Here is a 12,060-nt window from a genome sequence, read left to right on the forward strand (position 1 = left end):
TACAACGGGATGGAGGGTATTTCTTAAAGGACGGGGGAAAAGGGTGTTCCCTGGGGACGGCAAGGGCGGGTGGCGGCGGCATGCGGGCTGCCGGGCGAAACAGGCCGATTCTGGAGCGTGGGTGCCCGGAAGCCGGAGAACAGCCGCCGGGCGAGGACGCGACAGGGGCGTGTGGGCCTGGGACCCGCCGCCCGGTTTGGATCAGGCGTTGAACACAGGCTTGCGTTTTTCAAGGAAGGCGCTGGTGCCCTCTTTGGCATCTTTGCCGGAAACGCAGGCAGCAAAGGCCTCCACTTCAATGGCGCACCCTGAAGGCAGGTCCACGTTCAACCCCTCGTTGACGGCTTTCTTGGCTGCACGGACCGGAACGCGGCCCTTGGACGCAATGGCCTCGGCGGTCTTCATCACCTCGTCCATGAGGGCCTCGGGGGCCACGACCTTGTTGACCATGCCGATCTCTTTGGCCTCTGCTGCAGAGATCATCTTTCCGGTGAGGATCATCTCCTTGGCAAGGTTGGCGCCGATGGCTCTGGGGAGTCTCTGGGTGCCGCCGTAGCCCGGGATGAGGCCGAGGGTGATTTCCGGAAGGCCGAATTTTGCCGCTTCGGACGCATAAATAAAATCAGAGGCCAGGGCCATTTCACTGCCTCCGCCCAGGGCAAACCCGTTGACGGCTGCGATGACAGGAATTTCCAGCTCCTGGAGTTTGCCGATGGCCTTGTGGCCTTTTTCAGAGCAGGCTTTGCCCTGTGCGGCGTCCAGGGTGGCGAGTTCGGTGATGTCCGCGCCGGCCACAAAGGCTTTGTTCCCTGCCCCGGTGAGCACGAGCACATGGATGTCCTGCTGGGCGGCGATGTCGTCAAGGGCGGCGGAGAGTTCGGTGAGGAGTTTGTCGTTCAAAGCGTTCAGGGCCTTGGGGCGGTTGAAGGTGATGGTGGCGACGTTTTTTTCCGCTGTCACAAGAATGGTTTCGTAAGACATGAAGAACCTCCGAAAGATATAGATAAGATGAGTAGCACTATGTTTCAGTCATGAGCCGAAAGATACGGTGTTTTGCGTCGGGACGCGTCCGATGGGCATGACATCAATTCCTTACCCTGAACAACGTATGACTATAAGGGAAACTATGAGGCATGAAAAGAGAAATATTGCGATGCGACAGCTGAGCGGGAACCGGGGGGAGTCGTTCGAACCCACGAAAGTCGGGGCTGTTCGGAGAAAATGTATTGCCGTAATCGCAAGTTGTGGTTACACTGAATCGTGGTGGATTTAGTACAGAAGTGACGACGGTCGGCCCTTGAAAACGACCCTATCCCGCCATGTGGACCGCACCGCAGATGCTTGGGACGCCTGCATTCGTGTTGATTTATTGTGACAGCCCGAGCCATGCCTTGACGCCAGCCGGCGATTTCAGTTGAGATACGAGGATATTACCCAATGCAGCATACCCGTTGGACGGATATACATTGCCATATACTACCCGGAGTGGACGACGGCTCCGATGATATGGCCGAAACCCTGGTGATGGCTGCCCAGGCAGACAAAGGGGGCACCTCCTGTATTGCCGCCACCTTTCACGCCGGGGTGGACCTTCTGGATGCCCTTTGCTATCGGCCCCTCATCGACAAGCTCAACCGTCGCTTCCGGGAGGAGGGCATCGGGGTGACCCTGGTACCCGGGGCCGAGGTGGTGGCCGGTTTCATGCCGGACAACCTGGAGGATTTTACCATCAACGGGTCGCGGTACCTTCTGGTGGAGTTTCCCAGCAGCCATCTTCCGCGGGTGGCGGTGCCTATTTTAAGGGCCTACCTTGACCGGGGGCTTCATCCCATCATCGCCCACCCGGAACGAAACCCGAGCATCATCAGGGACCCGAATCGCCTCTTTGAGATGGTTGCCGAGACCGGTTCCCTGGTGCAGGTTACTGCAGACAGCGTGGCCGGAACCTTTGGCCGGGAGATCGCTTCGTGTGCCCGCTACCTTCTTAAGAAGGGCGTGGTGGATATCATGGGCTCGGACGCCCACGATGAGAATTACCGGACTCCGGATATGAGCGACGGGGTGAAGGCGGCCTCCAAGGTTATCGGTGAGAAGGCCGCCCTGAGGCTGGTCAGGGAAAACCCACTGGCCGTGGTGGAAGATTGCCCTGTGGAGGGCCGCTCTCCCTCCGTTGTCAGGGCGCTGTAGCCTACTTTATCAACCATACGGATACGCCCTTGCCTTTGGGGCAACGGCAGAGAGGATAGATTATGCATGTACTGGTCACAGGCGGTGCCGGGTACATCGGCAGCCACACCTGTTTGGAGTTGCTTGAGTCCGGCCACCGGGTCACGGTGGTGGACAACCTGTCCAACAGTTCGGAAGAGTCCCTGCACCGGGTCCGGAGCTTGACGGGCAAGTCCCTGGAGTTCGTGGAGGGGGACCTGCTGGACGAAGCCGTTCTGGATACGCTGTTTTCTTCCCATCGGTTTGATGCTGTGATCCACTTTGCCGGGCTCAAGGCCGTGGGCGAGTCCGTGGAGATGCCCCTGGCCTACTACCAGAACAACCTCTCCGGCACCCTGAACCTGCTCCACGCCATGGACAGGGCCGATGTCAGGAACATCATTTTTTCTTCTTCGGCCACGGTGTACGGAGAGCCGGAGACGGTCCCCATGGACGAAAGCTTTCCGCGAAGCGCCACCAATCCCTATGGCCGGTCGAAACTCATCGTCGAAGAGATGCTCGAAGACCTTTTGGTGGCGGACAGCTCCTGGCGCGTGGTGCTCCTTCGGTATTTCAACCCCGTGGGTGCCCATGAGAGCGGGCTCATCGGGGAAGACCCCAATGGCATCCCCAACAACCTCATGCCCTATATTGCCCAGGTCGCCGTGGGAAAACTGGAGTGCCTGAGCGTTTTCGGGAGCGATTACCCCACCCATGACGGCACCGGAGTGAGGGATTTTATCCACGTGGTGGATCTGGCCAAGGGCCATCTGTGCGCCCTGAAGCCCACCGACGAAGCCCCGGGGCTTCATGTCTACAACCTGGGCACCGGCCAGGGATACAGCGTTCTGGACATGGTGGCAGCCTTTGAGGCCGCCTCGGGGAGAGCGGTTCCCTACGTGGTGGCGCCCCGGAGGCCCGGGGACATCGCCGTGTGCTACGCTTCACCGGACAAGGCCTGGAATGAGATCGGCTGGCGGGCGGAAAAGGGGGTGGAGGCCATGTGCCGGGACGCCTGGCGATGGCAATCGCAGAACCCCGACGGATACGCCATATAAAACCGACAAGGTGTAACACCCAACTAAAAAAGCCCCGATTCGCATGCCGTGCGGATCGGGGCTTTTGTTGTCTGAATCATGGACGGGCGTTTAGTTGATGATTTTTTTCTTTGCCTTGTTGTACTCATCCAGGGTGATGAGGTTGTTGTCCAGCAGGTGAGCCAGTTCCATGAGCTCGGTGACGTGGCTGGAAGGGGGCAAAGCATGGACGGTGGCAGGCCGGGGCGGCGCACCCGCATCAATGGCCAGGGGCTGCTGGGGGTTGGGATCCTCCACGCGAACGGATGCCAGGCCGCCGAGGACACTGATCTCCACGGTTTTTCCCTGGAGCATGGGCAGGGAGAGAATCTCTCGCAGGGCTTTTCCTTCGGTCTTCATGCGCTTGTAGATGAGGTAAGCGGACAGGCCGATGAGGCTGAGCCCACCCAGAAAAATCCAGGGCAGGTAATTGACGAGGCCTCGGAAGAAGAGGACAAAAAAGCAGAGGGCGACGATGAGGAGGATATGCCCGCCCAGGATGAGGTAAACCATAAAGAGGCTTTTCATCACCCCGGGAGAATCGGTGCGTTTGTTGCTTTTCATGCGTTCACATCTATTGCTTGCCGAAGGATTCACTCCGTATCCGCCGCGCCGGAGCATTGCCGGTGCGGGGCTTCGGGTAAACCACCCGGACCCATTGATAAAAAGTGCCGGGGGAGTGCTTGTAAAAAACATCCCGGTTACAAGGGGCTTGCGTCGGGCCAGATGTGGGACACCTCTGGGGTGATTGTATCGCAGGAAGAGCAAGACAGGGACGTTGCAGCTGCGATGGTGTTGACCCTGATCAACAAAACCATGGTTTCATCATAAAGGGGCCATCTCCGTCTGTAAAGGTTTTTACCCCCTCGGATGGCAGGTTCGGTGCATGGCCTGGAGGTGGTCACCAGTGATATGGGTGTAAATCTGCGTGGTGGAGATGTCGGTGTGGCCGAGCATCACCTGGACCACCCGCAGGTCGGCCCCGCCCATGAGCAGGTGCGTGGCAAAGGAGTGGCGCAGGGTGTGGGGGCTGATTTTGCCCGAGAGCCCGGCCAGGGCCGTGTACTTGTTGAGCAGCTTCCAGAAGCCCTGGCGGGTCATGGGCTTGCCTGCCCGGGCCACGAACAGGGTGCTGCTTGTGACATGCTTCAGCAGCAGGGGGCGACCCGTTGTAAGATAGGTCCGCAGCTTGTCCACGGCGAAGCGGCCCATGGGCACAACGCGCTCTTTGGATCCTTTGCCGAACACCCGCACAAACCCGGCCTCCAGGTTGATGTCGTTGAGGCTGAGGTGGATCAGCTCCGAGACCCTCAGGCCCGCTGCATAGAGCAGCTCAATCATGGCGGCGTCCCGCATGCCCCTGGCCGACGAGGGATCCGGTGCCTCCAGGAGCTTTTTGACGTCGGACACGGAGAGGGTGTCGGGCAGCTTGAGGCCTGTTTTGGGAAACTCAATGAGGCTCGACGGGTCGCTGGCAAGGACTTTTTCCTCGGCAAGGAACCGGTAAAAGGAGCGGATGGAGACCAGGTGCCGGGCCCGCGACCGGGAGCCCAGGCCTTCGTCCCTCAAGCCGATCATGTGCTTTAAGATGGCGTAGGTGTCGTCTTCGGTGACATGGGCCATGCCGTTGTCTTCCATGAAGCCGGCATACCGGGTGAGGTCCGATGCATAGGCGTCGATGCTCAGGTCCGCCAGGCCCCGTTCCACGCGGAGGTGGGTGATGAACTGGTCGATGTGGTGGTTGAGAAGAGAGGGCATGGGAAAATCGGGCCATAGGAACGTCAGGTTATGGGTGATGGGGAGCCGGGGCAGGGGTAGGCCTGACCCGGCGTGTGCGTGTTTTTACATGGTATCCGGGTTAGATGGCCACCACGTGATCGTGATAGTCCAGGGTGTTGAGGACCTCGGCGCCGTTTTCCGTGACAAGGACCATGTTTTCCAGGCGGATGCCGCCCCAGTCCGGAAGGTAGATGCCTGGCTCCACCGTCACCACCATCCCTGCCTTGAGGGTGTGGTCCTTGAGGTAGCTCAGGCGGGGGGCTTCATGGATCTCCAGTCCCACCCCGTGACCCAGCCCGTGGCCAAAGCCGTCGGGGAAGGTCTTTTCGATGAATCCACGGGCCACGGCATCCACGGCCTTGCCGCTGGCTCCGTCGCAGATGGCGTCGATGGCAAGGGCCTGGGCCTCAAAAAGGGTGTCGAAGACCCGTTTGAAGGTATCGCAGGGGCTGCCCAGAACAACGGTTCGGGTGGAGTCGCTGCAGTACCCGTTGTATCGGGATCCCCAGTCGATGAGCAGGGGCTCTCCCGGGGCCACCTTTCGGTCGCTGGGCACGGCATGGGGAAGGGCGGCGTTGGGGCCGGAAGCCACGATGGTGGGGAAGGAGAGGCCGTCGGCTCCGCGGCTCCTCATCTCTTTTTCCATCTCCCAGGCAATGGCCTTTTCGGTGAGGCCCGGAACCAGGCCTGCCTTCACCGCAGAAAAGGCGGCTTCCGCGATAGCCAGGGCCTCCCGCATGGTCTGTATCTCATCGGCGCTCTTGACGGCGCGCATGGGGGCGGTCATGTCTTCGTGGGCCACCAGCTCAGCGGAGGAACCACTTTTTTTCAGGGCATCTGCAAAGGCGTTGTAACGCCCCACGGAGACCCGGGTCTCTTCAAAGGCGACGCGGCGGGCGCCCACGCGGTCCAGGAGCTCGGGGAGGTCTTTGTCCAGGCCGGTTTTGTAGACATGGACGTCAAAAAGAGGGGCTTCGTGGATGGCATGGAGCTCAAAGCGGGAGTCCGTGGCCAGGATCATGCCCTTGGGACCGATGAGAAGGGCACCGGCGGACTCGTCCACGCTGTTGTCCTCTCCGGTGAAGCCGCTTAAGTATCTCCGATTCTCCTCCTGCATGATCAGGCAGGCGTCGAAGCCATTCTGGCTCAATGTCTCTTGCAGCGCATCGAGCCGTTTCCGATAGATGTCGTTCACTGGTGTCTCCTTCGCATCTTGTACGTGGGTGTTGCCAACTGCATTCATGCAACCATATCACTGCCGGAAGGCCCGTGTCGAGGTCTACCAGCCGATGCAGCGAAAGCCCAGGACATTGGATGAAAACCGGGTGTCAAAGCTCTGGAGCTGTTGGCGGATGAGGCTTCGGTCGGAGAGGAAGCTGCCTCCCACCGCTGTTTTGACGGGTTCACCGCCCTTTTCCGGGATCTGGTCGCTGACCCACTCCAGGGCGTTGCCCATGAGGTCGTAGACTCCGAAGGGGCTAGCTCCTTTGGGGAAGGTGTCCACGGGAAGGGTTCCGCCTGCTCCAACCTCTTCGGTGTTGCAGAGGTGGCTTGCCCAGGCATCTCCCCAGGGGTAGGGGCTGTCGGATTTTCCCCCCATGGCCAGCCATTGGGCCAGGGTGGGGAGCCGTTTGCCGGACCAGGACGCAAAGGCCATGGCGTCTTCGTAGCTCACCTGGACCACGGGGTGGTGGGCGCTGGTGTGCACCGAGGACCGGGCCCCGGAGGGCTTGTACCAGTTGGCCCCGCGGATGAGGCGCAGGCCTTTGCTCGTGGAGAGGCTGATTCTCCTGCCGCGGGACTGACGGGTGAGGCGCGGTTCGTATACGGCGCCGAACCCCCGCTCTTCGGCGGTGGTCTTGTAGCCGGTGCGACCGATAAACACCTCAAAGAGGGCATTGGTGACCGGGTATTTGCCCGCAAGGAACTCTTCCAGATCGGCCAGGACCTCCTGGCCGGTCACCGGATCCAGGGCCGGATAGCGGCCGGACGGGATGTGGATGTAGCGGTTGTAGTACCGTTCGGATTCGTTGAGCAGGGCGTCGAACCGATCGGCGCGTTCCTGCATGGCATCGGGATCTTCGTCTGCGGCCCATGGGGGAGCGTCCTCATCGACCTCTTCAACCTCGTCATCGGAGATCTCTTCAAGGGCGTCATCTTCATCCACCTCTTCGATGTCATCATCGGAGATCTCCTCCAAGGGGTCGTCTTCGTCGACCTCTTCGATCTCATCATCGGAGATTTCTTCTAATGCGTCGTTTTCGTCGACCTCTTCGATCTCATCATCGGAGATCTCTTCTAAAGCGTCGTCTTCATCGATCTTTTCGATGTCGTCATCGGAGATCTCCTCCAGGGCGTCGTCTTCATCGACCTCTTCGATCTCATCTTCAGGGATCTCCTCCAGGGTGTCGTCATCATCGAGGATGTCGAGTTCTTCGTCCTGCTCATCGGCAACCTCTTCAAGCTCGCCTTCAGGGATCTCTTCCAACTCCTCGTCATCATCGAGGATATCGATCTCTTCGTCGTCGGACTCGTCAATCTCTTCAATATCCCCATCGAGATCTTCATCGAGGAGTTCTTCGACCTCATCTTCCCCATCGAGGGTATCAAGCTCTTCCTCTTCGGTCTCGTCGATCTCTTCAAGCTCGTCGTCGAGGATTTCTTCGACTTCATCTTCATCATCGAGGATATCGAGCTCTTCTTCTTCGGCTTCGTCAAGCTCTTCAATATCCTCATCGAGGATCTCCTCGACGTCATCTTCCTCTTCAAGGACCTCAATCTCTTCGTCGTCTTCCTCGTCGGCCTCTTCAAGTTCCTCTTCCGGGGGCTCCTCCGGGGTGTCCTCCTCAAAGTCGGGCAGGGCGCCGCCCTTTTCAAGGGCCTGTACCGCACGTTTCAATTTTTCCGCGAGGTTTTCAGTGCCGTCCAGGAGGGGGCCGCCTTTTTCAGCCATCTCGGCAAGGGCGTCCAGCAGTGCGCTCGCCTTTTCGATATCCGGGCTGTTGGCGTTGGTGAAGTGGTTGGCAAAGGGGGCGTACAGGGCCTCTTTGGCCTCCTGGGATACCACAAGGGCGTGGTCTGCTGAGATGGTCACCCCTTCGGGGTTGTTTCCATCCTTGAAGAGGCGGGAGAGGTCCCGGTTGACGGAATTTCGGATGGTGCTGAGGTTTTTTCGCCTGGACTTGAGCTGTGCCGGGTCGTCGGTCTGCCAGATGGCCTGGACAAGAAGGTCGGAGTCCACGGGATCGGAGCTGTACCCGTTGTCCCGGCCTGCGTGGGAGAGGAGAACCTTGAGGTACGCCATGTTCCGGGAGTGCCTGGAGTAGCCGAGGTGGTCGATGACCTCGTCCATGGCGTCCGATGAAAATGTGACGTTGTTGAAATCGTTTGAAGTCATGTGGTGCGCTTTGGCGCTGCTCCTGCTCCCTGTGAGTCCTGTTCGGCATGTCCTATCCCTGGTCGAACCATAACCCAATCGGCCGCGGGTCACAATACCGGGGAGCCTGGAGGGTGCGCGGGCCCTGTTTTGCCTGCCGGGCGGTGCGGGCGGAACGCGGCTCCATGGGGGAGGTCATGGCGATGCCGGTTTCTTTTACCGGTCAGGTATGCTATGTCTACGTGGGTAATTCCTGTTAATTATTTGTTTTTCTTGTTTCCACGCATCCAAAGCAAAGGCTCGTGCCATGTATCACACCATCGCACTGCTTAATCCACTGGGCGCCTCAGGCAAGACGACCCTGGCTGTTAACCTGGCGTTTTCTTACGCTCTCCTTGAGATGCGAACCCTTTTTGTGGATTGCACCTCGTCCGGTGCGGGGTCGCGGATGATGATGGAAGAGGAGCAAATGCCGGTCTGGGGCGTTGCCGATGTGATCAGCGGAATTGTGGGGCTGCGGGGGGCTGTGGTCCCTGGCCGGACGCCTTATCTGGACGTGCTTCCCGCGTTGTCCGGTGAAAAAGAAGCTGAAAAATGGCTGGCCCTCAATCCGGAAAAAGAGAAGGTCCTGGCCTTGAGCCTTCGCAAGCCCGGGGAAGGGTATGATCGCGTAATCATTGATACCCCTTCGGGGAACGGCTTTTATGTGAAAAGCGCCCTGGCCGCCTCGGACCTGGCCCTGGTCCCCTTGTATCCGGGCTGGGACCAAAACTCGCAGCTTAAGGAGGCGCAGGATTGTGTCGATGAAGTACTAAAGTGTCTGAACCCGGACCTGAAAGGCCTTGGGTTCGTGTCGATGGGGCCTTCAGATCCGGTCCCGGATGACGCCGGCAGGCAATTCGTCGGTCGACTGCCCGATTGCGATGCCGTTCGGAAAGGAATGGCAACCGATACTCCCGTTGCCCTCGTGGATGTGATGTCCCCCGGGGCCCAAGCGTTTCTGGATCTGGCCCGGGAGATGAGGGAAGCGGCGACAGTCCCATGATGGAGAGAATGTGATGTACCAGGCCGATTTGGATGGCAAGACGATGGCCGAAGAAGAAAAAGAGAAAAAGCTGGTTCCCGACGACGCCTTTCAAAAGGGCGAGCGGGATTTGATGGACATTGTGACCGGCAGCCTTGACTGGGATGTCATTGAAAAGCTGCTGGAAGAGAAGTACGGCTGTCCGCTTCAGGATGATCAAGTAGAAAAAGGGGCGCCTTTACCAGTAGAAGAAGACCGGATTGCCTATCAGATGGATTTTCAGGCTCGCATTACCCTCTCGTTGATGATCGGCCGGGATGGCCGCTGTGTGGATGTGGTGGCCGGCGTTGTCTCCCCGGATGATGCCTCCCAGGACACCGAATGAACCGGAACGGCTTGTGAGGCGGAGACTTCCCCGGGAACCCGAGGCGGTCACCTATCATGATACCGTCAGCTTATGCAGTGAGTGTGATTGATGAATGTCGGTTTGAAAGATACCTTTGAATTCCATGTCCAGAAACGCTTGACCGGTGTGGACGGGTACACCCCTGTATGGCAACGCATCGGGCCCAGCATCGACGCCTTTGCCGTCCTTGTACTGGTCCATGCCGAAGAGGGATCCGGGTTTTCCCTTCAGGATGTGGTGGGGGAGGCCGTGGAGCTGGGGCTGATCACCGAAGGCCGGACCACGGAGGTGGTGGAGCTGCTGCGCCAGGAGGGGCTCCTTGCCGGTTCCGAAGAGGCTCCGGAGGTAGGCGAGGCCGCCCGGTTTCTTATGGCCGGTCTGGATGCCGCCTACCCCAAGATGCCCGGAATTGTTCTTCCCGCCTTTCTTGTGCAGATCCTTCAGGAGCTCCTGGACGGGCGCAACGATCTTGACAAAGCCTTGAACCAGGTGGACCAGACGCTTATGGGACGTGGCGCTGATGACGACGATGAATCGCCGCACAGGGAAGATCCTGCCGAAGCCGAAGCCCGGCGTGAACGGTTCCTCAAGCGGATCGCCTCCATTCGAAAGCGGCTCACCGAGGAGAAGGGGAAAGCACTCAACGTTCAGGAGGTGACCCCCCAGACAGCCAAGGGGGCTTTAAGAACCCTTGTGGTCTCTTCGGACGATCCGCCTCCCCGTGAGGCAGAGCCTGCGGAAGAGCCCAAAGCTCCCGAACCCGAGGTTCCGAAACCTTCCCAGGAGGAGATTCAGCGGGAAGCGTTTCTGGCCATTCAGCGTGAGAAGATGGAGCTGGAACGCCAGAAGAACGAACTCCTCCTTGAGAAAAAACGCCTTGAGGAGGAACGGCAGCGAAAGGGCGCGGCAGAGCTCGAGGGGGCCGACGAAGAGAAAAAGACCGTGGAGCACATGACCCACGGTGAAACCGACGAAGACATTGCCGCCGCCATCGCCCGTTTTGAAGAGAGCCTCTCTCTGGTGTGCCCCATCTGCAAGGTGGGAAAACTGGAAACCCGCTCCACGGAACACGGCAAGACCTTTTACCGGTGCGACAACAGGTCCTGCGGCTTTGTCACCTGGAAGCGGCCCTATCCTTTTGCCTGCCCCGTCTGCAAGAACCCGTTCCTTGTGGAAAACGATACCGGGGATGGCCTTGCCTGCCCGAGGTCCGTGTGTTCCTTCAAACAAGAGGGGCTGGAAGCACCTCAGGAAAAGGCGGCGGCACCTGCCGGTACCCGGCGTGTGCGCAAGGTCCGCCGCGTGGTGCGGAAAAAAAGATAACAGTATCCGGTGATGGTCTGCATGAAGAATGCGGAGCAATTGACTGGAATGACACGAAAACAGCCCCTTTTGCCGTAAGACAAAAGGGGCTGTTTGTTTATGCTGTGATCGTTGAGCTGGCGGGTCGCTTTTTGAAAAAAGCTCCGCAAAAACATTTCCAATGGACCGTGCTTCGGCGGGGCCTCGAAATGATGACTTAAGACCTGTTTGTCAAACTTTTTAAAAGTTTGGCCCCCGGCAGGGCCGCCGGAGGCTTTTTTTAAGCTGAATGGTTGCGTTACGCTTTGGACTCCCCCAACACATGGGACTCCAGCACAAAGCAGGTAAAGGTCCCTTTAAAGACCTCCTCCACGCCCCGTCTCACGGTGACGGGCACCATACGTTTTTTCCCTTTCACCTCTTCCACCACGGCTTCTGCCGTAAGGATCTCCCCGACCCGGACAGGTTTCAGAAAACTGGTTTCGGCGGCTCCCAGGACAACATACGGATCATTGACGGCGCACATGGCCGCGTAATCCGCCATGCCGAAGACAAATCCTCCGTGGACAAGCTGCTGTGCGTCGGCGGCCATGTCTGAGGTGGTGGTGAGGGTCACGACGCAGCGTCCCTCTTCAAGGGCGGTGACCGTGCCGCACAGGTCGGTGTTGATGGCAAGGTGGGTGGTGCAGTTCATGGTGGCTCCTTTGGTTGTGGGACTGTGCCGGGGGCAATTGGGCCTTGCCGCCGGACGCTCTGGTCGTGTCATAGCCCGGATAGAATGGTTCCATCTTTAATTCGGTTTTGGTTCGGGGTCAAGGCGTCATGGCGGCCGTTTCTGGTGTCTATAACGCATCTTTCTTGCCATGGGCTGAAAACCTCTGTATATATGACC

At 59.0% G+C, this 12,060-nt stretch carries 11 protein-coding genes; 5 read left to right on the forward strand and 6 right to left on the reverse strand.

Annotated features, from left to right (window positions below; translation table 11 throughout):
- Window positions 1-201 precede the first annotated feature (201 nt).
- On the reverse strand, window positions 202-981 hold the full coding sequence (locus tag ACOYW2_RS09880) for an enoyl-CoA hydratase/isomerase family protein (protein WP_482422769.1): 780 nt from the start codon (window positions 979-981) through the stop codon (window positions 202-204).
- A 456-nt stretch (window positions 982-1,437) separates the two neighbouring features.
- Between ACOYW2_RS09880 and ACOYW2_RS09885 the strand changes: the two genes are divergently transcribed.
- Entirely contained in the window at window positions 1,438-2,187 is a 750-nt protein-coding gene (locus tag ACOYW2_RS09885; RefSeq protein WP_482422770.1) for a tyrosine-protein phosphatase, read from the forward strand.
- 62 nt (window positions 2,188-2,249) lie between these two features.
- Window positions 2,250-3,263, forward strand: a complete 1,014-nt coding sequence (gene galE, locus ACOYW2_RS09890) for a UDP-glucose 4-epimerase GalE (RefSeq protein WP_482770282.1) — start codon at window positions 2,250-2,252, stop codon at window positions 3,261-3,263.
- A gap of 90 nt (window positions 3,264-3,353) precedes the next feature.
- Here the strand turns inward: galE and ACOYW2_RS09895 are convergent, their stop codons facing one another.
- The 4 genes from ACOYW2_RS09895 to ACOYW2_RS09910 form a co-directional block, all read right to left on the reverse strand.
- On the reverse strand, window positions 3,354-3,845 hold the full coding sequence (locus ACOYW2_RS09895; RefSeq protein ID WP_482770283.1) for an SHOCT domain-containing protein: 492 nt from the start codon (window positions 3,843-3,845) through the stop codon (window positions 3,354-3,356).
- Between the two features lie 294 nt (window positions 3,846-4,139).
- Window positions 4,140-5,039, reverse strand: a complete 900-nt coding sequence (gene xerD, locus ACOYW2_RS09900) for a site-specific tyrosine recombinase XerD (RefSeq protein ID WP_482770284.1) — start codon at window positions 5,037-5,039, stop codon at window positions 4,140-4,142.
- A 100-nt stretch (window positions 5,040-5,139) separates the two neighbouring features.
- A complete protein-coding gene (locus tag ACOYW2_RS09905) occupies window positions 5,140-6,255 on the reverse strand; it encodes a M24 family metallopeptidase (protein ID WP_482770285.1) in 1,116 nt (371 codons plus the stop codon).
- Window positions 6,256-6,339: 84 nt separating this feature from the next.
- Complete coding sequence (locus ACOYW2_RS09910) at window positions 6,340-8,457, reverse strand: SUMF1/EgtB/PvdO family nonheme iron enzyme (protein ID WP_482770286.1); 2,118 nt, start codon at window positions 8,455-8,457, stop codon at window positions 6,340-6,342.
- Between the two features lie 286 nt (window positions 8,458-8,743).
- Between ACOYW2_RS09910 and ACOYW2_RS09915 the strand changes: the two genes are divergently transcribed.
- From ACOYW2_RS09915 to ACOYW2_RS09925, 3 genes are all read left to right on the forward strand, one after another.
- A complete protein-coding gene (locus tag ACOYW2_RS09915; protein WP_482770287.1) occupies window positions 8,744-9,481 on the forward strand; it encodes a ParA family protein in 738 nt (245 codons plus the stop codon).
- A gap of 13 nt (window positions 9,482-9,494) precedes the next feature.
- Window positions 9,495-9,845, forward strand: coding sequence for a hypothetical protein (locus ACOYW2_RS09920; protein WP_482422776.1), 351 nt, complete (start codon window positions 9,495-9,497; stop codon window positions 9,843-9,845).
- 102 nt (window positions 9,846-9,947) lie between these two features.
- The gene (locus ACOYW2_RS09925) at window positions 9,948-11,189 is read left to right on the forward strand and encodes a hypothetical protein (RefSeq protein WP_482770288.1); all 1,242 of its coding nucleotides are present in this window, start codon (window positions 9,948-9,950) and stop codon (window positions 11,187-11,189) included.
- 277 nt (window positions 11,190-11,466) lie between these two features.
- On the opposite strand, the gene ACOYW2_RS09930 is transcribed toward ACOYW2_RS09925, so the two are convergent.
- The gene (locus tag ACOYW2_RS09930; RefSeq protein WP_482416453.1) at window positions 11,467-11,862 is read right to left on the reverse strand and encodes a hotdog domain-containing protein; all 396 of its coding nucleotides are present in this window, start codon (window positions 11,860-11,862) and stop codon (window positions 11,467-11,469) included.
- Between the last annotated feature and the right edge of the window lie 198 nt (window positions 11,863-12,060).

Source organism: Desulfoluna sp. CLI2B, assembly GCF_056847375.1.

What these genes read in the sequence shown, in the direction of transcription:
- ACOYW2_RS09880 (WP_482422769.1), bottom strand. Translation starts at nt 981, where the DNA reads ATGTCTTACGAAACCATTCTTGTGACAGCGGAAAAAAACGTCGCCACC.
- ACOYW2_RS09885 (WP_482422770.1), top strand. Translation starts at nt 1,438, where the DNA reads ATGCAGCATACCCGTTGGACGGATATACATTGCCATATACTACCCGGA.
- galE (WP_482770282.1), top strand. Translation starts at nt 2,250, where the DNA reads ATGCATGTACTGGTCACAGGCGGTGCCGGGTACATCGGCAGCCACACC.
- ACOYW2_RS09895 (WP_482770283.1), bottom strand. Translation starts at nt 3,845, where the DNA reads ATGAAAAGCAACAAACGCACCGATTCTCCCGGGGTGATGAAAAGCCTC.
- xerD (WP_482770284.1), bottom strand. Translation starts at nt 5,039, where the DNA reads ATGCCCTCTCTTCTCAACCACCACATCGACCAGTTCATCACCCACCTC.
- ACOYW2_RS09910 (WP_482770286.1), bottom strand. Translation starts at nt 8,457, where the DNA reads ATGACTTCAAACGATTTCAACAACGTCACATTTTCATCGGACGCCATG.
- ACOYW2_RS09915 (WP_482770287.1), top strand. Translation starts at nt 8,744, where the DNA reads ATGTATCACACCATCGCACTGCTTAATCCACTGGGCGCCTCAGGCAAG.
- ACOYW2_RS09920 (WP_482422776.1), top strand. Translation starts at nt 9,495, where the DNA reads ATGTACCAGGCCGATTTGGATGGCAAGACGATGGCCGAAGAAGAAAAA.
- ACOYW2_RS09930 (WP_482416453.1), bottom strand. Translation starts at nt 11,862, where the DNA reads ATGAACTGCACCACCCACCTTGCCATCAACACCGACCTGTGCGGCACG.